The following is a 23,143-nucleotide window of genomic DNA, read 5'->3' as shown; positions in this document are numbered from 1 at the left end:
ATATATCCGAGCTAACCGCGCCTAGCAGCAAAATATTCACGTATCTCGTGAATCCACTGCTTGGCTGTCGCGCTTAGCTCTTCTTTTTGTCCATAGATCATGCAGGTCGTACGTCTTGTTTGTCTAAGCTCAGGAATATGAACTGTTATCAAGTCGTTGTCTGCAAGCAGCTGTGGCCTTAAGTAGGATTTGGGGAGAAGGGCGGCAAGCTTGCAGGTTGGAAGCAGACGCACAATGGCTTCAAAGGAATCAATCTCCATCCGAATATCCGGCATGACTCCTGATCTATGGAACAGGTCATCCGTTAATTTACGATACCAGGTACCCTTTGAGAAGGTGATCATCGGCATTTTTTGCAGATCATCCATTTTGGATGCTTGTCCGCTAAGAGGATGTGTGCTTGCGACAACGAGCTCGAGATGGTCATCGAAGAGAGGAAGACAGTTCAGTCCCGGCTCGTTAATGGACGAAGCGACGATGCCTACATCAGCCTGCTTGTCGCGCACACTCGATACAATCTCATGGGTCTTGCCTGTAACGAGCTTGATCTCCGCATGCGGATGATTGTCCATAAATGCCGTGATCAGCGGAGGGAGTGTCGTCTGCAGGGTCGTTAAGCTGGCACCCAGTGTGATGGCGCTGTCCGTGTCGTCCTTGAATTGGGCCAGCGCCTGCAGAAATTTCAGCTGCTGTTGCTGCTGTTCAATCGCAAAATCATAAGCAAGTCTTCCGATGGAAGTCAGCTCCAATCTTTTGCCAACACGATTAAAAAGGGTAACGCCCAGTTCATCCTCCAGTTTGGCGATCTTGCGGGAGAGAGCAGGCTGCGACAAGTTTAACAGCTTGGAGGCTTGGTTAAGGCTGGATTGCTCAACAACAGCGGCAAATGCTTGCATTTCTTCATACATAGAAGCTTCATCCTCCTGTTCAGCGTTTATTAACGTATATACCTTATACCCTATAGTTATAACATTTAATAATTATATTGCAATTCCCTTATAAGAAAAAAAAGAGTAACATAAAAGCGACACAGGTTGTTCACAAGTTAAGCAAAAACTAGAAATTTGTCGAGCTTAGTGAACTGAAGGTCACTGTGTAGTCCAGATCATTTGAACCGGAGACATCATGAACTTTTCATGAGCCATTCCCTGTGCATTATATTTTTTCTAGACGGGGAGCAGGAGCTTTCGTTCATTTTATCTTCTAAATTCAAATATGAAAACGCTGTACATGGAAAGGGGAAAGTCAGTTTATGAAAGGTTACTACGCCCGAAAGATTCACTCGCTTCTAGGCCTCATCCCTCTGAGTGTGTTTTTCCTTATGCACATGTTCTCGAACTTTGCAGCCGTTGAAGGCGGGCCGGAGAGGTTCCAGTCGGCAGTAGACTTTATCAACAGCCTTCCGCTGGTGCTTCTCATGGAAATCTTCGTGATCTATGTGCCTATGCTGTATCACGGTGTGTATGGATTGTACATTGCGTATCAGGCCCAGCCGAACGTTGGCAGGTTCAACAATGAGCGCAACTGGAGATATACGCTGCAGCGTATATCCGGCGTCCTTACATTTGTATTCGTTATCTGGCACGTCTATCAGACACGCGTTCAGGTATTTCTGGGCGAGGTGAGCCACGATGAGCTTGGCGCACTGATGCACAGCATTGTAACGAATCCTGTATATTTCATTATTTATCTCATTAGTGTCGTGGCAGCTTCGTATCACTTTGCCAACGGACTATGGGCATTCCTTGTAAGCTGGGGAATTACGCGTGGTCCTCGTGCACAGCGAGTATCGTCATACGTATGCATGAGCTTGTTCGCAGTCTGCTCCATTATGTTCGTTGCATCCATATTTGCATTCCGCTCTGTGGAATTTGATGTATCTGCTGTAATCGAAGCGTTGAAAGTAACAGTCTAAGCTGTAAGAGGAGAGTGAACTAGAAATGGCTACATCCAACATTATCGTCGTGGGCGGCGGTCTTGCAGGACTTATGGCAACAATCAAGGCTGCAGAAGCAGGAGTCCACGTTCATCTATTTTCCATTGTACCTGTCAAAAGATCTCACTCCGTATGTGCTCAAGGTGGTATTAACGGCGCGGTTAACACCAAGGGGGAGGGCGACTCTCCGTGGGTTCACTTTGACGATACCGTATATGGCGGTGACTTCCTGGCTAATCAGCCGCCGGTTAAGGCAATGTGCGAAGCCGCACCAGGCATCATCCACCTGATGGACCGGATGGGCGTTATGTTTAACCGGACACCGGAAGGACTGCTCGATTTCCGCCGTTTCGGAGGCACTAAGCATCACCGTACCGCATTCGCAGGTGCGACAACAGGCCAGCAGCTGCTGTATGCGCTGGATGAGCAGGTACGCCGCTGGGAAACAGCAGGGCTCGTCACGAAGCATGAGCATTGGGAGTTTTTGCAGGCGGTTGTTGATGATGAGGGAGTATGCCGCGGGATTGTGGCTCAGGATCTGCGCAGTATGGAGGTTGTTACATTCGCGGCGGATGCGACAATTCTGGCGACGGGTGGTCCCGGTATTATATTTGGTAAGACGACGAACTCAGTTATTAATACAGGTACAGCGGCAAGTGCGGTGTATCAGCAAGGTGTGACTTATGCGAACGGAGAATTCATCCAGATTCACCCGACAGCGATACCGGGTGATGATAAGCTGAGACTGATGTCGGAATCGGCACGGGGTGAAGGTGGACGAATCTGGACTTACAAGGACGGTAAGCCTTGGTATTTCCTTGAAGAGAAATATCCGGCCTATGGTAACCTTGTACCGCGGGACATTGCCACACGTGAAATTTTTGATGTGTGTGTTAACCAGAAACTTGGTGTTAATGGCGAAAACATGGTTTATCTTGATCTGTCTCACAAAGATCCGAAGGAGCTCGACGTTAAGCTCGGCGGTATTATTGAGATCTATGAGAAATTCATGGGTGACGATCCGCGCAAAATTCCGATGAAGATCTTCCCTGCGGTTCACTACTCTATGGGCGGCATATGGGTCGACTACAACCAGATGACCAACATTCCGGGATTGTTTGCTGCAGGAGAGTGTGAATACCAGTACCACGGGGCCAATCGACTTGGCGCCAATTCTCTCGTATCTGCTATTTACGGAGGAATGGTTGTAGGTCCTAAGGCGGTTGAATATATCAAGGGACTTAAGAAATCGGCACAGGATGTTTCCTCTTCCGTGTTCGATAGACATCAGAAGCAGCAGGCTGACAAATACGACCGCATTACCAAAATGCAGGGCACAGAGAATGCCTATGTTATTCATAAAGAACTCGGCGACTGGATGAAGGACAATATGACGGTTGTCCGTTACAATGACCGTCTTGAAGCTACCATCGGCAAAATTAAGGAATTAAAAGAGCGTTACCGGAACATTAACGTGAACGATACATCGAGCTGGAACAATACGAGTGCATCCTTTACAAGACAGCTGTGGAATATGCTGGAGCTGGCTGAAGCGATGACATTGGGCGGATTGCTTCGTAATGAAAGCCGCGGGGCGCATTACAAGCCGGAGTTCCCGGATCGGGATGATGAGAACTTCCTGAAGACGAGTCTTGCAAAATGGACGCCGGACGGTCCGGAAATTTCGTATGAGCCTGTTGACGTATCTCTGATTCCGCCGCGTATCCGTGACTATTCGAAAGACAAATAAGAGCAACAAGATTTAATTATAAACAGTAAGGAGGAACCATCATGGCAGAAACCGCTGTTAATAAACAAACAGTGAAAAGTGTAAAGTTTGTAATTACCCGCCAGGATAAACCGGACTCTCCTTCCTATATTGAGGAATTTGAGATTCCGTACCGCCCCGGAATGAACGTCATCAGCGCGCTTATGGAAATTCAGCGCAATCCGGTGAATACTTCGGGCAAACAGATTGCTCCGGTATGCTGGGACTCCAATTGCCTTGAGGAAGTCTGTGGTGCATGCTCTATGGTTATTAACGGGAAACCGCGCCAGGCATGTGCTGCACTCGTGGACCAGCTGGAGCAGCCCATCCGGCTTGAGCCGATGAAGACATTCCCGGTAGTACGAGATTTGGTTATTGATCGAGATCGCATGTTCAAGGCTCTTAAACGGGTCAAAGCATGGATTCCGATCGACGGAACCTATGACCTGGGACCGGGCCCGCGGATGGCGGAGAAGAAGCGCCAGTGGGCTTATGAGCTGTCCAAGTGCATGACCTGTGGTGTCTGCCTTGAAGCATGCCCTAACGTGAATGACAAGACAGACTTTATTGGTCCAGCAGCGATCTCACAAGTCCGCTTGTTCAATGCTCATCCAACAGGTGAGATGAACATGGAAGAGAGACTGGAGTCGCTCATGGAGGATGGAGGAATTGAAGGCTGCGGTAACTCGCAGAACTGTGTAAGAGCTTGTCCAAAAGGCATTCCGCTTACGACCTCGATCGCAGAGATGAACAAGGATACGACGAAGCATATGTTTAAACGCTGGCTGGGGGCATAAGGCCCCGCCTGACGATATGAATTGCAAGAACTCCGTCTTGAAGCTGAAGACGGAGTTCTTTATATTGGCAGAGCCATGCCCGCCAGACTCCATACAGAGACTCGGAGTGTGCTATAATCGGAACTAACTGAGGAAGGGATGTGCAATACATTTGACGGAACCGATAATAGACAGACCCGTGACCCGGACAGAAATTGGCGAAGGACTCTATGAGCTGGGGCTCAGAGCCGGGATGACGTTGATTGTGCATTCCTCCTTGAAGAGCTTCGGCGGATGGATTCCGGGGGGAGCTCCTTCTGTAGTCCTTGCTCTGCAGGATGTGCTGGGCCCGGAAGGCACGCTTGTCATGCCGACGCAGTCAATGGATCTAACGGACCCATCCACCTGGATGAACCCTCCTGCAGACCCGAAGTGGTGGGAGCTTATTCGTGCTGAAATGCCGGCTTATGACTCGGAAATGACAGAAACTTCTGGAATGGGTGCTATTGTTGATGCATTCAGGCAGAGCAAAGCTGCAATGCGTAGTTTGCATCCGCATGTATCTTTTGCGGCGTGGGGACGACTGGCACCCTATATTATAGAGAACCATGCTTATGATTATCCGCTGGGCGAGAGATCACCTCTTGCCCGGCTGTACGATGCGGATGCTTATGTATTGTTAATTGGATGCGGTCACGATCGGAATACTTCACTTCATTTGGCTGAGTACCGAACGGAATATAAAGGGAGGAAGGAAATTCAACAGCAGGCTCCTGTCCTTGTACAAGGCAGCAAGCAGTGGATCACCTATCGTGATTATAATATCAGCTCCGATGATTTTGATAAGCTGGGACATGATTATGAGCAGGCTGACGGCTCAGTATACGCGAGAGCTCATATCAGGAAGGCCCCCTGCTTCCTGGCACCGCAGCGTACACTGGTCGATTATGCTGCGGAGTGGCTCAGGACACAGAGACGGCTATAGCATTTCATTAGAAAGGGGAAATTACGCCTTGGAATTTACACCACGCCCGAACAGGGATCCAGAGCATAAACCTGAACGTCCCAAGGATGGAAGTGAGACGGTTCCGGCCATTTTCCCTGGTAAAGCCAAGCAGCACAATCCTTCCCGCAGAAGCTTCTTGAAGAAGATCATGAAGCTGGGGCTTACCGCTGGTGCCGGTCTGTTTACGGGAGGATATGCGTGGCTGTGGGAGCCGCGGAATCTCGAAGTGGAGCATGTGAACCTTACACTCCCCCGATTGCCTCAGAGCTTTCGGGGTATGAGAATTGCCCATTTCAGCGATATGCATTTGGGGTTCCATATGGATAAATCCGATATGGAGCGATTGGCTAAGGCGGTTAGAGAGCAGTCACCGGATATCATTTGCTTTACTGGAGATATGGTAGAGGCGAAGGCCGAACCTATGGCAGAGTGTGTTCCGCTGCTCAAATCCATGCAGGCCCCTCTGGGCAAATATGCCGTGCTCGGCAATCATGATTACCGGGGACGGGAGTATAAGAAGCTGGCAAAGCTGTATCATGATGCCGGCTTTACCTTACTTGTTAATGAGCATGTTACGGTAGAGAGAAATGGGGACATCATTGGCGTAGCGGGTCTGGATGATGCCTTGAACGGTGTGCCTGATCCGTCAGCCGCACTTGATGGTCTGGAGGCAGACACATTTACGCTTCTCCTGATGCATGAGCCGGATTACGCCGATATTTCGTCTGGATACGCCTATGATCTGCAATTGTCCGGACATAGTCACGGAGGTCAGGTGAGAGCTCCTTTTGTCGGTGCTCTGACGACACCGCGCGGCTCGCACAAGTATATTCAAGGGCTTTACTACACCGGAGAAGAAGGGGCATCCATGCCCGTCTATGTAAATCGGGGTGTCGGTATGACCCAGCTGCCGATCCGTTTCCTATGCAAGCCCGAGCTGACGATTATACATCTGTAATATGAATCAATTGATCCTATATGCACATGAATAAGTGCAGCGGAACGAACAATAACAGAAAGGAAATGATAAGATGGAACGAATTGCCATGGTTTCCGAAGGAAGGAATCCATTTTGAGTGGCATGCGGGTCGGCTTGGTCATGAGCGCTTATCCTATTTATTCGGGTGCCCCGGATATGGATCTTCATATCAATGAAGTTCGTACGGGTGTTTATCACGGTATACAAAAATAAAGATAATGGACGATAGGAGCTTACTGTCATGTTCACGAAGCTTGCGCTAGGACGAGGACTGCCGGTGCTGAGGACAGAGCGCTTGCTCTTCAGAGGCCTTACGCCGAGCGATGATGAGGCAATCTTTCGTTTCTTGAATGACACAGAGGTCATAAAGTATTTGAATCGTGTACATTTGCCGACAAAGCTTCGGGCTAGGCGCTTGCTTAAGGAAATATGGATATCCGGAGCGAGACTTGAATCGGTTCATTACGGCATATGTCTCCTTGAAAATAATGAGCTAATCGGGGTTATCTCATTTCAGCAGTGGAAGGAAGACAAGAAAGAAGCACAGATCGGATATATGTTTGACCGCAGATTTTGGGGTCAGGGGTACGGAACGGAGGCTGTTTCACGAATGATCCGTTTCGGCTTTGAGGAGCTCGGACTTCAGCGAATTGAAGGCAAATGCCAAGAACATAATCAGCGCTCCCAGAAGGTTCTCATCAAGAACGGAATGAAGCTTGTTCGGACACATAAGCATTTCTCTTTGTTTCAAAAAAATGGACAGGATGTACTCGTATATGTGAAAGAACAGTCACTTTGAAAAAGTAATTCAAACTCATAACTTATCCAAAAGATGAATTTGAAACTAAAAAGATTAAAGCGAATGGCATTATAAAATGAATTCAAGTAGGTACATTATGAAAATCGAACAATGGTTTAGACATCCCGCAGGGATCGTAGTTAGTGCAGTTGTTGCTACCATGCTGTGGGGAAGTGCGATGCCGATTATAAAGATCGGCTATGAAGATTTGGGTATTGTTGCTGCGGATTACGGAGCCCAATGGTTGTTTGCGGGCTATAGGTTTACGTTGGCAGGTCTGCTGCTTATTATATTTCATTATTTGGTAACCCGAAGAAAAGGGAAAACAGAGCAGCTAAATAAGCTTGGAAAAGGAAGGTTGTCTCGTCTGGCCCTCATTCAAACCTTTCTTCAATATTTACTGCTGTATGTAGGACTCAGCTACAGCACAGGGATACAAGGGTCCATCATAGTGGGATCAACCTCCTTGTTTCAAATGCTCTCCGTACGCTTCGTGAATTCAGCAGAACGCCTGACAGTAATGAAGATCACCGGATTGCTGCTGGGATTCTTAGGCATTGCTGCTGTTGGCATCGGAAAAGGGGATCTCAGTCTCTCCTTTGGCTGGGGAGAATTGTTACTGCTAGGCTCTGCTTTCTTTGGTGGTGTGGGTAATGTGCTGGCGAAGCAGGAGAGCAGACATGAGCCCGTGTTATCCTTAACGGGAAGACAGATGGCGCTTGGAGGACTTCTGCTCATTGTGGTCTCTGTACCGATGGTCGGCGTAGCCCCTTTTCCAATTAACGGCACTCTATTGATGTATTTATTGTATCTATCCGTACTATCGGCTGTAGGGTTCGGAATCTGGAATACGATTATGAAATATAATGATGTCGGGCGTGTATCGATGTATTTATTCCTGATACCGGTATTTGGTGTAATATTATCTTCCATTCTGCTTGGGGAGCAGATGTCCGGCTGGGTTGGTATTTCACTGTCGCTGGTTGTCAGCGGAATACTAATTGTAAACAGGTCGGTCACTGTCAAAACCATGGTTTCACCACCCAAAGCGGATGCGCGGCAGTCGTAATGTAAATAGTGTACTTTGTTACACAAATGAAATATTACTGAAACTTAACTCTAACAGTGAGCGGGTAAACTTATTGACATGACCCCCTTTTTGATAATATAAATTTAATGCTGTTGGGACCCGTTTATTTGAGAAGCGGGTCCACTTTTTTTGCTCTTTTACATAAAAAAAGACCGCAGTATGCGGCCTGACAGTTTTTTTCGTTGTATTAAAGGGGAACAATCTGCATTTGCTTCTGTTTGTAATACACCCATTCGTTAAATCCGATCTCTATCAGTCTAGTGCGGACTTCCTCCCATTCGTCTCCAACACGAGACGGCTTATGCGCATCAGATCCGAACGTAACATATACACCGTAATAATGGGCTCTCTCCAGAATCTCATCAGCAGGATACCAGCCCCCGCATAATTTGGTCTTCCCTGAAGTGTTGATCTCAATCGCGATTTTTTCCTCAGCAATGACCTTTAAGGTCTCATCTATAGCCATGTTAGCAGGAATGTCGGCAAATGCAGGGTAATTTCCCTTCATGGCATCGATATGCCCAAGAATTTGAAACATGCCGCTTCTCGCGGATTGCCGGATCAGGTCATAATAAGCTTCTTTTACCTGAAGACTTTCCCGACTGTCCAGACCTTTCCATCTGTTTTTGTTAAAAATGCTCACACCGCCGGTGCTATGTACAGAACCGATGATATAATCGAAGGGGTACTTGCTGAGCGTCTCATGATAGATATGTGCAACTTCAGGAAAGAAATCGGATTCGATGCCGAGCAGGACATCAATTTTTCCTTCATACTCCTTCTTAATATCCAGAACTTCCTGTACATAATGACGAAGCTCTGCTTTGGCCATCGCGATCTTCGGGAAGGGTTGCTCCTCTTCGCTGCCGAAGTAGGGAGTATGATCGGATATGCCAATGGCGGCAAGTCCAGCCGATATACCAGCTTCTACGTAATCGCGTATATTTCCATCGGCGTGTCCACAGCGGAAATGATGCGTATGCAGGTCAAATTTCATTCATGTTCCTCCTTCTTCATTATTCCGAGCTCACAAACTGCGTTTCTGGCATTCCTTTGAGGTCACTCAGAAATTGCTGCATCGCTGAATTCAAATATCGGCTGGATTTATAAATGACCCCGACAGGGTGGCTGACCTCCAGCTCACTGAGCGGTATCATGACCAGCGTCCCGAGACGAAGCTCTGCAGCAATGGCTTGCTTGGAGATGACGGCTGCGCCGAGATCCAGCTCCACCATTCTTTTAACTTCTTCACTGCTGGACAATTCCATCACGATATTGGGCTCAATCCTGTGTTTATCCAAGATATTATCTACAAACCGGCGACCCACTGTATCCGGTGACAGCATGATGAGTGGCGTTGTACCCAGCGCATCAATCGTAGCGTGTTTTTTCTTTGCCAGGGGATGCTTAGGTGAGACTACCAATTCGAACGTGTCATAGTACAGGGTGGAGGTGCTTAAGTTAGGGTTCCGTTCAATAAGATAACCGATTCCGACGTCAATCATCCCGTTCTCCACTTGCTCATAGATCTGTGATGAAGGCATGGATTGAATGCTTGTCTTGATCCGTGGAAACTGATCTTGAAAATAGGACAGGATGCGGGGCAGGATTTGAATGGCAATGGATGTGGTTGTGCCCAGTAAAATATGTCCCTGTGGATTCTGATCAAGATCCAGCAGCTTCAGCTTCAGCTCATCCACAATCTCAAGAATCCGTTCGGCGTGGTTCAGAAATACCTTGCCGCGATCGGTTAGGGCAACCGGCTGTGATCTGTCCACAAGCACCGTTCGAAACTCATCTTCAAGGCTTTTGATCTGAGCTGAGACGGCAGGTTGTGTCAAATTAAGAAGTTCTCCGGCTTTACGGAAGCTCATCGTTTTGGAAATCGTTATCAGTGTCTCCAATTGACTGATGTTCATGACTAGCCTCCTGACTTCATAGGTTGCATAATAATTCGCTAATCGCGTTGTCTTCTCTTGAAAGTACTCTACTAAATTATAGGCGATTGGAACCGGCAGAGCAATGTAGATCCTGCCCGTGTCTTGTTCAGCAGTTTATGTAAAATGCAAATTTATTTAACATATCTCATGTAAAGTGATCATATGGAATCTAAAAAATATGCCTCAAATAATTATTAAAATAGAAAATGAATTATGGAGGGGTTACAAATGGATCCAAAACAGGCACGTGCATGGGTCATGTACGACTGGGCGAATTCCGCCTTCGCAACAACAATGATTGCGGCCGTACTTCCTATCTTCTATCAAAATGTTGCGGCAGCGGGACTGGATGATGCGATAGCGACCAGCTACTGGGCTTTCTCCCAAACCATCGCCATGATTCTTGTGGCCGTGCTCTCTCCCTTATTAGGAGCAGCAGCGGATGTGGGGGGACGCAAAGGCACCTATTTAATGATTGCAGCCATATTGGGAGCAGCCGCGAGCTCGGCTATGGCACTGACCGGGACAGGGGATTATATTTTTGTATCCATTCTTTTTATTATTGCCACACTGGGCTTTTCAGGCGGAAATACGTTCTATGATTCCATGCTGAGAGATATTGCCGCTCCTTCTGAACGGGATATGCTCTCCGCACGCGGCTACATGTTTGGCTACATTGGAGGAGGGCTGCTGCTTCTGGTTCATGTCGTTATGATCCAAGGTTGGGAAAGCATCGGCTTTACGTCGCAAATTCAAGCGATGCAGCTTGTATTTTTGACATCTGGATTATGGTGGCTGCTGTTTGCCATTCCGCTATTTCGAAGATTTCCTCTGCGTGATACGAGTGCTTCACGATCTGCGGGCCGTTCTGTGGGACAAACTGCGCTCCACAGTGTCAAAAGTGTGGCGAGCACACTTCTTCACGTGAAGAAGTATCCTGAATTGTTCAAATATCTAATTGCATTTTGGTTCTTTAATGATGGAATCAGCACGATCATCAGCATGGCTGCCATTTACGGAGCTGAAATCGGGATCGGTACAACGCACCTAATTACAGCACTTCTCATTACTCAATTTGTGGGTGTCCCCTTTACCTTTTTGTTCGGGAAGCTTGCGGGTAAGATTGGAGCCAAGCGTTCTCTGTATCTATCGCTCTGGTTTTACGTGGTCATTGTTATTTTCGGATACTTTATGGAAACGGCTCTCCATTTTTATATCTTGGCATTTATGGTAGGGGTGGTTCAAGGAGGATCTCAGTCTTTGGCAAGGTCCATTTACAGCCGCCTGGTGCCTGCCCATAAGACATCCGAATTCTTTGGGTTCATGAGTCTGTCCGGTAAAGTATCTGCTGCACTTGGACCTGCTGTCTTCGGCTTTACGGCAGCAGTCACGGGAACGAGCAGATTGGCTATTCTATCTGTGCTTATCTTTTTTGTTGCTGGCATATGGATGCTGACTCGGGTTAATTTGGCTAAAGGGGAAGCCGAGGCATTAGAGGATTTCGTGCCGCCGATTACAAGGAATCAAGGGAAACCTCCTGCTGCAACACTATAGTCTTATAGAACCATTTTTTTATATGTGGATCAACCGTGGATTAAATGCAATTTGGTATAAATATTCACTTCTTACTTGTCGATAACAATAATTATGGGCCTTTGGCTTGAATTCGTAATGAATTTTGGTGTGGCTTCAAGTATAATGTTGTTAAAATAATGGGACTTTTGATTCGTGACCATTAACCTAGTAAGGGGGCGCAATCGTTGAAAGCCGAAGTGATTAATCCTTTTTTGGAGTCCGCGCGGCTCGTATTTGAGCAATTGATTCAGATTTCACCTTCCGCTGGCAAGCTGGGTATTAAGCAAGTTGAATTTCTCGAGGATCACATCTGGATTCTAATCGGAATGACGGGACAATTGAACGGGAAGGTCGTGTTCGGAATACAGGAGCAGGTGGCACTGCGGATCGTCTCTGCGATGATGGGCGGATTTGTAATTTCGGAGATGGATGAAATGGGGCAAAGTGCGATTTCGGAGCTTGGAAATATGATCAGTGGAAACGCAAGCACGATTCTATACAATCAGGGCATTGCCGTTGATATTACTCCGCCGCAAGTGACGAAGTCCTCGCATCCAGCAATGGATGCGGTGACTCAGGCTCTAAGCATTCCGCTTATGATGGACGGCATCGGAGAGCTTGATATTCAGGTGATGATATCGTAAGGCAGAAAGATGCTTGAGCAGCTTACAGCCTAAATGAAACGTGTAATCTTGAAACCCGTTTGCAGGTACACTATGATCAGATAAATGAGTGAGCTGCATTCGGGAGGTGAGAAGTATGAAGTTAAAGGATAAGGTAGTACTCATTACAGGTGCTTCCAGCGGTATCGGCGCAATCTGTGCTCAGAAGCTAAGTGAGCAGGGGGCTCTGCCCTTGCTTCTGGCGAGGTCGGAGGACAAGCTGCAGAAGATAAGCGCCTCAATAGCCGGCACACCGGACTGGTATCCGCTGGACGTTACCGATAATGAACAGGTGGAAGCGCTGATTGCGAGGATCATCGACAGGTATGGACAGATCGACGTTGTGCTTAATAACGCAGGGTACGGTCAATTCGAGATGACGAAGGACATGTCAGTAGCGGCTTTTGAACAAATGATGGACGTAAATTATATGGGTACGGTACGAATGACGAAGGCTGTGCTGCCCCATATGCTTGCATCCGGACGGGGACATATCGTCAATGTCGCATCCATGGCGGGCAAGATTGGAACCGCAAAGTCCGCATCATATACGGCAACCAAGCATGCCGTTCTTGGCTTCAGCAATGCACTGCGTCAGGAGCTGAGAGAGACAGGGATCAAGGTAACGACGATTAATCCGGGGCCGATTGATACCCCTTTTTTCGAGACAGCAGATCCCGACGGTGGATACATTGGCAACTTGAAGGGCTTTATTATGCAGCCTGAATACGTAGCTGATAAGATGGTTCAAGCGATCATCAAACAGAAGGAGGAAGTTAATCTTCCCCATATCGCCGCTGCTGGAATTCGGCTGTATCAGTTGTTCCCGAGGCTGGCGGACAAGCTTACGTATGGCTTCTTAAATCGTAAATAGTATCAGAAAGCTCTTGAACATGAATGGTGTTCAAGAGCTTTTTTTGTGTGGTATTTGATTCGTTTTGCATCCATTTTTGCAAGACAGATGGAGACATCTGTATCGTTCATTTGTTTTTTTGACAACCGTAATTTGGTACGTGAACGTTTTTCGCATATAATGAACTGTAATGAATTTATAACAAAGGATGGACTTGAATGACGATGACATTTGATTCGCTCGGGCTGAGCTCGGGATTGATAGAACGACTTGGTGAACGGGGCATACAGACACCTTCTCCTGTGCAGGAGCAGACCATTCCCGTAATTAAGGAAGGCAAGGATGTGCTTGCACGCTCGCAGACAGGAACAGGAAAGACGCTGGCTTATTTGCTGCCGGTGCTGGAGACGGTAAATACAGATATTAAGGGTACTCAGAAGCTGATCCTCGCTCCAACACAGGAGCTGGCGATGCAGATTGTTCGTGAAGCCGAAACGTACGGAACTTACCGCGGCATTAAAACGCTGGGACTCATTGGCGGCGCGGCAATCAAGCGTCAAATTGAGAAGCTCAAGGAACATCCAGAGGTGGTAGTTGGTACACCAGGGCGAGTACGTGAACTTATTGAAATTCGCAAGCTGAAGATGCATCAGATTACGACGATTGTCATAGATGAAGTGGATCAAGTGTTCCAGCTCGGCGGAGCCGGAGATGTGGACCAAATTATGCATCGTTCACTTCGGGATCGTCAGCTTGTATTCATGTCCGCAACAGTGGATAAGGAGATGGAGCAGCTTGCCAAGCGCGAAATGAACGACATGATCACCATAGGCATTGAACCGGAGCAGATGACGGCGAGCGGCCTGACTCACCTCTATTTTGTAGCGAATGAACGGGAAAAGGTGGACATGCTGCGGAGAATTGTTCGTCATTTTGATCCGTCAAGAGCTATCGTGTTCGCGAATACGGCAGAAACCATTGCGGAAGTAGAAGGCAAGATCAACTTTATGGGTCTGTCTGCTGCGGCTTTGTATGGAGATGCCGATAAAATGACTCGGAGCAGAGTGCTTGCTAATTTCAGAGAAGGTAAAATCAAGCTGCTGGTAGCCAGTGATGTAGCGGCCCGCGGACTTGATATTCAGGATCTTCCTCTGGTCATCAACTTTGATCCGGCCTTTGATTCTGACCACTATGTTCACCGGGCAGGAAGAACGGGACGGATGGGGAAGACAGGAACCGTTATTTCCATTGTAGGCGAGAAGGAAACGTTCATTATGCGCAAATTCGCAAGAGAGCTCGGAATCGAGCTGATTGAGCGGGTGCTGTATGGGGGAGAAATACAGGAACGGAACGATCAAGCTGAGCGCAGTGCATTCCGCGAAGATTCAAGAGCAGGCGGACCAAGTAAAGAAACTGCTCCAAGAACGGCTTCTCCAAAAGCGAGCATCAGCCATGCCCCAGGCCGTCCGAAGGACAAGCCGGCTCCTGCCGGAAGGCGCAAGAATGAGAAGGCGCAAGATAAGAAAAACAAAGGGGCTCCTAAATGGCTCAAGAATAAGCGTAATGATAACAGCGAGTCCTAGAAGAAAGCGGGGATAAGATGGAACAGACACCAATCCTGCAAATTAACGGATTAAGCGGAGGATACAGTGCAAAGAAGCCGGTGCTGCATGATATTGATATTCGTGTGGCTCCTGGTGAAATGGTAGGCCTAATCGGTCTGAACGGTGCCGGGAAGAGCACCACGATGAAGCATATTTTAGGTCTGATGGTGCCTCATCAAGGAGAGGTTCTCATTGGAGGCAAACGCCGGGACGAGAATCCGGAAGCTTATCAGAGCGGCATGGCGTTTGTTCCGGAATCACCAGAGCTGTTCATGGAAATGACCGTTATGGAGCATTTGGAGTTTACCGCAAGGGCCTACAATGTTTCAAAAGCGGAGTTTGAAGAGAGGGCCGATCATCTCCTGGACATGTTCCGTATGCGGGACAAAAAAGACAGCCTGTCCGCCCATTTATCCAAAGGAATGCGTCAAAAGGTTATGATCATGAGCGCTTTTGTGGCTAGACCTCCACTTTACATTATTGATGAACCGTTTCTGGGCCTGGATCCGCTTGGTATCAGATCACTCCTGGATTTCATGATGCAAATTCGTGCATCGGGTTCTTCGATTCTGCTCAGCTCACATATCCTGTCAACGATAGAGAACTATTGCGATCGTTTCGTTATACTGCATGGCGGAAAGATTATATCACAGGGAACTTTGGAGGAGCTTCGCGCTCAATCTGGGATGAGACAGGCGCCGCTGGAGGAAATATTCTATAAGCTCGTACAAGGCGGGGATTAGAAGATGGATTTGCAGCAGCTATGGAAATCAAGACGAGGTGCATTCTGGAGCCAAATAACACCCTATCTAGGCTATGTATTGCAGAGCGGGGTGGCTGTCGTCCTTGGCTTTTCTCTGATCGCATTTTCCGCATGGTATACTTCGCTTGTGCAAGATGTTCCGAATGACTTTCCTATCCGGTGGGTCATGCTCGTTGTGCTCATTGCTCCGGTAATCTTCAGCAGCTATCGGACCTATCTTCGTCAGGCCGATATTGTTTTCTTAAGACCTCAGGAATATCGGATGCATCTGTATTTGCAAAACAGCTTTATTCGGGGAATCGTCTACAAAGCAGTTGGACTCATCCTGCTATTCATCCTATTGTGGCCGCTCTACATTCGGAGTGAGGGAGAACCTAAGCCCTTTTTGCTCTTTTTGATTGTGCTCGTGATTTTAAAATGTATTGCCAGCTTCGGAGGCTGGTGCGAGCAGCAAATGTTATCCAAGTCGTCACGGATGGGATACCGACTTCTGCGTTATGCCGTCATCACCTTGTCATTGTATGCATGGATATGGCATCAAGTCATACCCGGATTAATCTTCATCGCTATACTGACCGTGCTGTATGTCGTCTCTCTTCGTCTGCCTATACGATTGCCGGTTCATTGGGAGTATCTGATCGAAACCGAGCAGATCAGAGGGGCGAGAGTCATCAAGACATTAGGCTTCTTCGTAGAGGTCCCCGCGCTCAAGCAGCGCGTCCATTCCCGCCGTTTGCTTGCACCACTAGCTGAACGGATACCGTGGGGACAGGACAAGGCTTTTCAATACTTAATAGCCAAGACCTTCATCCGCAGTGATCTGCTGGGAATATGTATCCGGCTTGCCATTGTTGGCGGCTTGTTCGTGTTCTGGACGGGAGGCAGCTTGTGGGGAAGTGGAGCATACTTATTCTTCTTGTTCGTGCTGGGAATTCAGCTGTCCGGATTACTTCGATACCACCGTGATTCTTTCTGGATCTATATCTATCCGGTAACAGCAGAGAGCCGGAGATTACAGGTGCTGAAGTTTGTGTATACACTACAGGCTGCGTTAACATTCTTGTTGTGGATTCCACTGCTGATCGGAGGGTGGGGCAGATGGGTAGAGCTGGTATTCACATTTGCTCTTGGCCTACTCATCGCCCTCATGTTCCGAAGCTCGCAACTGAAGAAATGGACTAAAGAAGAGGAATCGGAATAAGCGTAAGGTGATTAGCGGAAAGGGGTCTATCCATGGATAGACCCCTTCCTATATGGCCTGGTGACTTATTCGCGAGGTTAGGTCAGGTATGAAATTTACCGTCCATCCACTGAGCTGCTTTTTACCTGCAATTAGTAGGAGGAGAAGGATTTAGCGATGATTACAAGCAAGATGAACAATACAAGGATTGCTCCGATGCCGTATCCACCGAAACCACCGCCGTAACCGTAACTTCTTTCTTCTGTTCCAGACATATTTTCATACCCCTTTCAGGTCTTATTCGTAAGCCTCTCTTGAAGAAGCGTACAACGTATCCTATGATGCAGATACCCCTCGTGTTTGGGCGGCTGCCTTTTCGTGTGGAAAAATAAAGCCCTGCCGATTTCATAATTTGAAACCGGCAGGGCTTGCTCTTTGGATGCTGTGAATTGCTTAATCGCAGTATTGAATGAAATTTAACCTTGCGTCAGATCCTGAACAGCTTGATAGATGGTGTCGAACAGTTCTTCAAGCTGATTCTCTTCCAGCGAAGAGAAGGCAATTCGCAAATCATGCTCGCCGAGCGCAATGGTACCAATCTCGTATTGGTTCAGGAGATGCACACGAAGCTCTTCAGCCTGTACCTTCGTAAACTTTAGACACATGAAGTACCCTGAATTGAAAGGATAGTATTCCCAGGCCCCATTGTATTTGCCACTGTCGAGCAGTGCTTTTACGGTATTTGCACGAGCCTTCATAATATGGAACTTCTCTTCTTTTTGAGCTGCAAATTCAGGTGATTTCAGAGCATCAAGCACAAAAGTCTGTGAAGGATGCGGACCGCTGGAAATGGTTGCGCGGATAATGCCCAGCGTCTTCTGTTCCAGTGCAGACAGGATGTCCTGGTTGTTATGGGCATACGTTATAAATCCTACACGGAATCCCCATACAAACTCTTCCTTCGTTGCCCCATCAATCTTGATCGGGAGAACTCGTGGGTGAATGCCGGTCAGGCTTCCAAACAAAGATTCGTGAATGGAATCTTCGAAGAACAGACCGAAATAGGCATCATCAGTCACAACAACGACGTTAATTCCTGCCTCTGCTGCTTCTTTGACAACAGCTACAATCTCCTTGCTTTCTTCAATGCCTGGAGTGTAGCCTGTTGGATTGTTCGGGAAATTCAAGACAACCACGGCCTTGCCCTGATCCTTCTGTGCAAGGAGAGCTTCCTTAAGTCCCTTGCTGTTAAATTTCATCTGTTCATTAAACAATGGATAATTGACCAAACGTGCATGTCTTCGAACTCCAAAGGTAAGCTCATAGTTCTCCCAGTTTTTATCTGGATATATAACAGCATCTCCGTCATCCACGAACAGGTCTGCCACAATGCTGAGGCCATGGGTCAGCGCGTTCGTTGCGATGGGATTGCCAAATATTTTACCTTGTAAGGATGGCGTCTCTTCAATCATTTTGTTCCGCCACGCTACCCGTAAATCCGGTTTACCAGCCGGAGGTGCGTAAGGATACAAATCCTGTGGCTTATAGGCAGATAGTTTCTCCTGAATGACTTGCAGATGCATCGGTTTACCGCCTTCGGTAGCAATTCCGATCGTTGCATTGTATTTCTTCGCGCGGCTTGAAGCTTCAGCCGATTGACTAAGAATACCTTCCTTCGGATAATAAAGCTCTTTGCCAAGCCTCGAGAGCATGTCGTACACATGATCGCTGCCCGCTTGAATACTTTCGTTCAGCTGTACAGCCAGTGGGTTCATCGTTTTCATCCTTCCAAGTCGTTGAATAAATTAGAGACCATTTACACTGCCTCATATTATAGCACCAAGCACAGCGGTCGTCACGGAAAAACAATACAAATGACCTTTACAGTACATTACCGCGTTACTTTGGTGATCTACAACCGTTCTGCAGCAAACATGAACAAGCTATAACGGTAGTATGAACGGCTCCTGGAAGGAGAAAACGTGGAATAAATTCAGGCGTGAAAAGGGCAATATTTTCGCATCATTTCTACGGTTGCGGCATCCTTTGCTTCACCTCGCTGCTCAAGCTGCTCCTGTAAATGCTCATGCCTGTCCTGCTTCAGGTTCTGCCCGAATTTGAACTTCGCACTCAGCGTTTCGGGAACGATCCGGACGACAGCGACAGCCTTTAACTCACCCGTATATCTTGGATCATCGGCATCAATTGGCAAGTAGCCTCCTTCCGGCTGGAGCTTTCCCATAAATCGGTTCAGTGCCCGGGCTTTTTCCTTCAGATCGATTACTTTTTCTGCATGACCACTGGCGGACACACTTTTGAAAAAGGCTGTGGCGGGACAGGCGAGCAAGGGATCTGAGAAATAAGAGGGAATCAAAGAATACTCTTCTGCGACGGTAAAGCTGACCGTGCTGTTTGCCTTGATATGCTTCATCTTCTCTCCGGCCAGACTGCCGTGAAAATAAAAACAACCCTCATCATAAACGAAATTGAGCGGTGTTACCCTTGGTTTGTTGTCCGGACTGACCGTGCCGAGGAATCCGAAGGTTTGTGTCGATAGAAATTCAGTGATCTCCTCTTCCTGCTCTATGGTAAATTCTTTTCTTCTCATGATCGTATGCCTCCTTGATATCGTGCTAATTAATGTTTTTCTACATAATAGTCCGCAGATTGTCATGAAAAAAGATCCAATTTCATTGTTTTTTTATAGTCCAATCAAATACAATACATGTAAATTCAAACAGGAAGCAGTTAGATGAGCGGAGGATCGAACAAAATGGAGTTTATGCTCTCTTGGGATCGTTATATCAAGGAATACCGTTATAAATACCATGCGCTGTATCATGCAATTCGGGACGCGATTCTGTCCGGAACGCTGCAGCGTGGGACTCAGTTGCCGGCTACTCGAATGTTAGCTGTCCAATACGGGCTATCCCGCGGTTCTGTTGCAACAGCCTATGACATGCTGCAGGCAGATGGGTATATTCATACGGAGACCGGGCGAGGGACTTATGTCGCCTTTGACGGCATACCTGGTGAATCGCCGGAAACATGGCACACTGACATCCGATTATCTGCATGGGGGACACGAGCAGCTGCTCAGTATCAATCGTTAACTGCGATGAGCTCACATCTTCTCCTGCCGGATGAGCAACCAGCACATGAGCAGATAGAAGAAATACATTTTGATAGGTCACTCCAGCCTGATGCCGATTTTCCATATACCGAATGGAAGAGCTTTCTGTCCAGAAGCAATCATCAGGGGAAGTATGAGAGTCTGTATGATCCCGCAGGAGACATCCGCTTAAGAGAGGCAATAGCCGCGCATCTGGGGGCGACCCGCGGGATTATGGTCAGCAGCAAGGAAATTGTCTTGTTCAACGGTTCAATGCAAGCTATAGCGTTACTTACACAAGTGATATTGGATGAGGGCGAGAAGGCGGTAGTCGAAAGTCCGGGATTTAAGGGATTTGCCCAGGCCGTTCAGGTGTGCGGAGGCGAAGTGATTCCTTCTCCCGTAGATCATCATGGAATTATTCCTGAGGATTGGGACGCGCGTCTCTTATTTGTTACGCCCAGCCGGCAGTTTCCGACCGGTGCTGTGCTCAATCTGGAGCGAAGGCTGGCTCTTCTTGCTTGGGCCAGGAAGAGGCAGGCGATTATCATCGAAGACAGCTATGACAGCGAGTTCCGCTTTCAGGGACGCCCGATTGAGCCGCTGAAAGTATTGGACCAGGAGCAAAGAGTCGTTCATATTGGTTCTTTCTCCAAAACGATGCCGGAAGGATTTCGTCTGGGCTATGCTGTTCTGCCTTCAGCACTTGTAGCGCCGGTCGTTGCAGCCAAAGCTTACTACGATCCGATATCTGCGGGTCTATATGAACAGCGGGCGCTGGCTGTTTGGATGTCTCGTGGCGGCTATGCGAAGCATATTCGAAAGCTGACCCGTCGGTATGGGGTCAAGCATCGGAAATTTGCGGATTGGATCCAGCAGTATGCAGGTCACATGTTCACTCTGTTCGTAGGAGATGCGGGGCTGGGCTTTTACGGATTATGGAGAGGCAGCAATGAGGATTATGTATCGTTTAAGAGGGCCTGCATGCGTCGAGGGGTATATTTCACTGACGGAGTCCGATTTCAGCTCATTTCGTCCAGACCTTCAGTCTTTTTTAAATACGCGCATCTATCCGAGGAGGAAATAAAGGACGGCATTCTACGGATGACACTGGCATTTGAAGATATCAAACATGAACAAGGTAATGGAAAATGTGTGCAAGAGAAATGAAACCAGTGAAGATAATGTCACGTAATCATAGTCGAAGTGAAATCAAATGATGAAAATCCAACAATTCAACGTATGGGGGAATTCAAATGGCAGCACATGAAATTGATTATTCCATTCTCGGCTCGGAGATGCAGTGTGTGGAAATTCAGCTCGATCCGGGTGAAAGTGTTGTTGCTGAGGCAGGCAGCTTCATGATGATGGATCAGGATATTCGAATGGAAACGATCTTCGGGGACGGCAGTTCCGGCGGAAGAGGCATGATGGGCAAATTGATGGGGGCAGGCAAACGACTCATAACAGGTGAAGGCTTATTCATGACGGTATTCACGAACGAAGGAACGTACCGACAAAGCGTAACCTTTGCTTCACCGTATCCGGGCAAGATTATTCCTCTGGACCTGGTCAGCTTGGGTGGTAAAGTGATCTGCCAGAAGGATGCCTTTCTGTGTGCGGCCAAGGGTGTATCGGTGGGTATTGAGTTCCGTCGGAAGCTGGGTGCAGGTTTCTTTGGCGGAGAAGGCTTCATTATGCAGAAAATTGAGGGGGATGGTCTTGCCTTCGTTCATTCCGGCGGTTTAGTGATCGAAAGAACGCTGCAGCCTGGTGAAACGCTTCGTTTAGATACAGGTTGTCTTGTCGCAATGACCTCAACCATTGATTATGATATCGAATTCGTTAAGGGAGTGAAGACCGCATTGTTCGGCGGGGAGGGACTGTTCTTTGCCACATTGCGTGGGCCGGGTAAGGTCTGGGTGCAGTCTCTTCCGTTCTCCAGATTGGCTGATAAGGTGCTGTCCGCAAGTATGGGCAAAAAAGAGGAAGGCAGCGTTCTTGGAGGACTTGGCAATTTGCTCGATGGGCGTTAATCGTTAACGCTATTGGCATGATGATCCGTTTTTCTTCCGCCTCGTTTCACGCTATAATAAGGGGTAATGATCCACTTAATAAGGAGGAAGGACGACATGTTACATGCGTCACCGTCGTCTTTTGTGATTTTGCCCGCCGTCGCCAAGATTGTCTGTGAGCCAGGCTGGAAATGGCAGAAACGCGAAAAACCGATGCAAAACTACGATTTATTTTATGTGTGGAGCGGAGAAGGTACGGTCATAGTGAATGATGAGCCTTATCATGCCCAGAAGGGAAGCTGCTTCTTGTTCCGTCCTGGTGACCATACAAGTGCAACTCATAATCCGCAGAAGCCGTTTGTTCTAACGTATATACATTTTGATGTCAAGGGGCCGCTTACAGAAGTACCTGGTACGTATAATCGGCTTAGAGAGACCATTGATTTCGAGCATATGCTTGCCAGATATGTGAGATTATTTTTATCCCAAGCCTATGGACGCGAAGAAGAGAATAAGCTTATTTTGAAACAGATGATGATTCATTTGCTGCGGCTGGAGTATGAGGAGCATCCTGCGGAGAAGAAGGTTAGTAACCAGCTTGCTGAAGCGATTCAGGAAATAGCGAATTACGTACGCCAGCATCCCGGTATTAACCATCGGGTAGAGGATCTTGCGGCGAGAGCAGGACTCTCGCCTCGTTATTTCTCCATTAAGTTTAAAGAACTGATCGGTTCATCCGTTCAGTCCTACATTATTAAGATGCGCATTGAACGTGCCGAGCACCTGCTGGTGCATGCAGGAATGAATGTAACAGAGGTTGCGGATGCCCTCGGGTATCGCGATATCTTCTTTTTCAGCAGGCAGTTCAAGCAATATACGGGAAAGAGTCCGTCGGAGATACGTTAATTCAAGCGGAGAAGGGATAAAGTTTCAAACTTTATGATGCCGGGTATATGATTATTGTATATCTTGCAGGAGTAAGGAGGGACTACTGTGAACGGAATTCGCAGAATACGTAATCGCGGCTGCTTTGGCAAAGGCTGTTCTCTGTTCCGTAACCGTTTGCGCCGTAAACCGGTGGAAAA

At 47.7% G+C, this 23,143-nt stretch carries 22 protein-coding genes; 16 read left to right on the top strand and 6 right to left on the bottom strand.

Features of this window, described 5'->3' with window-relative positions; all coding sequences use genetic code 11:
* Positions 1–11: 11 nt before the first annotated feature.
* Positions 12–908, bottom strand: coding sequence for a LysR family transcriptional regulator (locus tag BM415_RS21165; protein WP_091161126.1), 897 nt, complete (start codon positions 906–908; stop codon positions 12–14).
* A 344-nt stretch (positions 909–1,252) separates the two neighbouring features.
* Between BM415_RS21165 and BM415_RS21160 the strand changes: the two genes are divergently transcribed.
* The 7 genes from BM415_RS21160 (at position 1,253) to BM415_RS21130 (ending at position 8,333) form a co-directional block, all read left to right on the top strand.
* Entirely contained in the window at positions 1,253–1,915 is a 663-nt protein-coding gene (locus BM415_RS21160) for a succinate dehydrogenase cytochrome b558 subunit (RefSeq protein WP_091161125.1), read from the top strand.
* A 25-nt stretch (positions 1,916–1,940) separates the two neighbouring features.
* On the top strand, positions 1,941–3,686 hold the full coding sequence (gene sdhA, locus BM415_RS21155; protein ID WP_091161123.1) for a succinate dehydrogenase flavoprotein subunit: 1,746 nt from the start codon (positions 1,941–1,943) through the stop codon (positions 3,684–3,686).
* Between the two features lie 41 nt (positions 3,687–3,727).
* A complete protein-coding gene (gene sdhB / locus BM415_RS21150) occupies positions 3,728–4,501 on the top strand; it encodes a succinate dehydrogenase iron-sulfur subunit (RefSeq protein WP_091161121.1) in 774 nt (257 codons plus the stop codon).
* Between the two features lie 151 nt (positions 4,502–4,652).
* Complete coding sequence (locus BM415_RS21145; protein ID WP_244533636.1) at positions 4,653–5,465, top strand: AAC(3) family N-acetyltransferase; 813 nt, start codon at positions 4,653–4,655, stop codon at positions 5,463–5,465.
* Between the two features lie 28 nt (positions 5,466–5,493).
* Entirely contained in the window at positions 5,494–6,444 is a 951-nt protein-coding gene (locus BM415_RS21140) for a metallophosphoesterase (RefSeq protein ID WP_244533634.1), read from the top strand.
* A 262-nt stretch (positions 6,445–6,706) separates the two neighbouring features.
* Positions 6,707–7,264 (top strand): GNAT family N-acetyltransferase, encoded by a 558-nt coding sequence (locus BM415_RS21135; protein ID WP_091161118.1) that lies wholly within the window; start codon positions 6,707–6,709, stop codon positions 7,262–7,264.
* Between the two features lie 97 nt (positions 7,265–7,361).
* The gene (locus tag BM415_RS21130; RefSeq protein ID WP_091161116.1) at positions 7,362–8,333 is read left to right on the top strand and encodes a DMT family transporter; all 972 of its coding nucleotides are present in this window, start codon (positions 7,362–7,364) and stop codon (positions 8,331–8,333) included.
* A 208-nt stretch (positions 8,334–8,541) separates the two neighbouring features.
* On the opposite strand, the gene BM415_RS21125 is transcribed toward BM415_RS21130, so the two are convergent.
* A complete protein-coding gene (locus BM415_RS21125; RefSeq protein ID WP_091161114.1) occupies positions 8,542–9,351 on the bottom strand; it encodes a histidinol-phosphatase in 810 nt (269 codons plus the stop codon).
* A 19-nt stretch (positions 9,352–9,370) separates the two neighbouring features.
* Complete coding sequence (locus BM415_RS21120; RefSeq protein ID WP_091161113.1) at positions 9,371–10,273, bottom strand: LysR family transcriptional regulator; 903 nt, start codon at positions 10,271–10,273, stop codon at positions 9,371–9,373.
* A gap of 249 nt (positions 10,274–10,522) precedes the next feature.
* On the opposite strand from BM415_RS21120, the gene BM415_RS21115 reads away from it, so the two are divergent.
* The 6 genes from BM415_RS21115 to BM415_RS21090 all read left to right on the top strand — a co-directional run bounded on the left by BM415_RS21115 (position 10,523) and on the right by BM415_RS21090 (position 16,952).
* Positions 10,523–11,848, top strand: a complete 1,326-nt coding sequence (locus tag BM415_RS21115; RefSeq protein WP_091161111.1) for an MFS transporter — start codon at positions 10,523–10,525, stop codon at positions 11,846–11,848.
* Between the two features lie 206 nt (positions 11,849–12,054).
* Entirely contained in the window at positions 12,055–12,513 is a 459-nt protein-coding gene (locus tag BM415_RS21110) for a chemotaxis protein CheX (RefSeq protein ID WP_091161109.1), read from the top strand.
* 115 nt (positions 12,514–12,628) lie between these two features.
* On the top strand, positions 12,629–13,405 hold the full coding sequence (locus BM415_RS21105) for an SDR family NAD(P)-dependent oxidoreductase (protein WP_091161107.1): 777 nt from the start codon (positions 12,629–12,631) through the stop codon (positions 13,403–13,405).
* Between the two features lie 197 nt (positions 13,406–13,602).
* Positions 13,603–14,967 (top strand): DEAD/DEAH box helicase, encoded by a 1,365-nt coding sequence (locus BM415_RS21100; protein WP_091161106.1) that lies wholly within the window; start codon positions 13,603–13,605, stop codon positions 14,965–14,967.
* 17 nt (positions 14,968–14,984) lie between these two features.
* Positions 14,985–15,731 (top strand): ABC transporter ATP-binding protein, encoded by a 747-nt coding sequence (locus tag BM415_RS21095; protein WP_091161104.1) that lies wholly within the window; start codon positions 14,985–14,987, stop codon positions 15,729–15,731.
* A gap of 3 nt (positions 15,732–15,734) precedes the next feature.
* Positions 15,735–16,952, top strand: coding sequence for an ABC transporter permease (locus BM415_RS21090; RefSeq protein ID WP_091161102.1), 1,218 nt, complete (start codon positions 15,735–15,737; stop codon positions 16,950–16,952).
* 131 nt (positions 16,953–17,083) lie between these two features.
* Here the strand turns inward: BM415_RS21090 and BM415_RS21085 are convergent, their stop codons facing one another.
* The 3 genes from BM415_RS21085 to BM415_RS21075 form a co-directional block, all read right to left on the bottom strand.
* Positions 17,084–17,206 carry a sporulation protein YjcZ gene (locus tag BM415_RS21085; protein WP_091161100.1) on the bottom strand — a complete coding sequence of 41 codons (123 nt, stop codon included), beginning with the start codon at positions 17,204–17,206 and terminating at the stop codon, positions 17,084–17,086.
* 201 nt (positions 17,207–17,407) lie between these two features.
* Positions 17,408–18,706, bottom strand: coding sequence for an aminotransferase class I/II-fold pyridoxal phosphate-dependent enzyme (locus BM415_RS21080; protein ID WP_091161099.1), 1,299 nt, complete (start codon positions 18,704–18,706; stop codon positions 17,408–17,410).
* Between the two features lie 218 nt (positions 18,707–18,924).
* Positions 18,925–19,539 carry a pyridoxamine 5'-phosphate oxidase family protein gene (locus BM415_RS21075; RefSeq protein WP_091161097.1) on the bottom strand — a complete coding sequence of 205 codons (615 nt, stop codon included), beginning with the start codon at positions 19,537–19,539 and terminating at the stop codon, positions 18,925–18,927.
* A 144-nt stretch (positions 19,540–19,683) separates the two neighbouring features.
* Between BM415_RS21075 and BM415_RS21070 the strand changes: the two genes are divergently transcribed.
* The 3 genes from BM415_RS21070 to BM415_RS21060 all read left to right on the top strand — a co-directional run bounded on the left by BM415_RS21070 (position 19,684) and on the right by BM415_RS21060 (position 22,964).
* Positions 19,684–21,213: a MocR-like pyridoxine biosynthesis transcription factor PdxR gene (locus BM415_RS21070; protein WP_244533632.1), complete on the top strand. Its 1,530-nt coding sequence runs from the start codon at positions 19,684–19,686 to the stop codon at positions 21,211–21,213.
* Positions 21,214–21,299: 86 nt separating this feature from the next.
* A complete protein-coding gene (locus BM415_RS21065) occupies positions 21,300–22,079 on the top strand; it encodes a TIGR00266 family protein (RefSeq protein WP_091161096.1) in 780 nt (259 codons plus the stop codon).
* 96 nt (positions 22,080–22,175) lie between these two features.
* Entirely contained in the window at positions 22,176–22,964 is a 789-nt protein-coding gene (locus tag BM415_RS21060) for a helix-turn-helix domain-containing protein (RefSeq protein ID WP_091161095.1), read from the top strand.
* Positions 22,965–23,143 lie beyond the last annotated feature (179 nt).

The organism is Paenibacillus sp. 453mf (assembly GCF_900116105.1).
GTDB lineage: Bacteria > Bacillota > Bacilli > Paenibacillales > Paenibacillaceae > Paenibacillus > Paenibacillus provencensis.
Note: the sequence above shows the minus strand (reverse complement) of the source record. Positions and strands in the feature narration are given on the sequence as shown.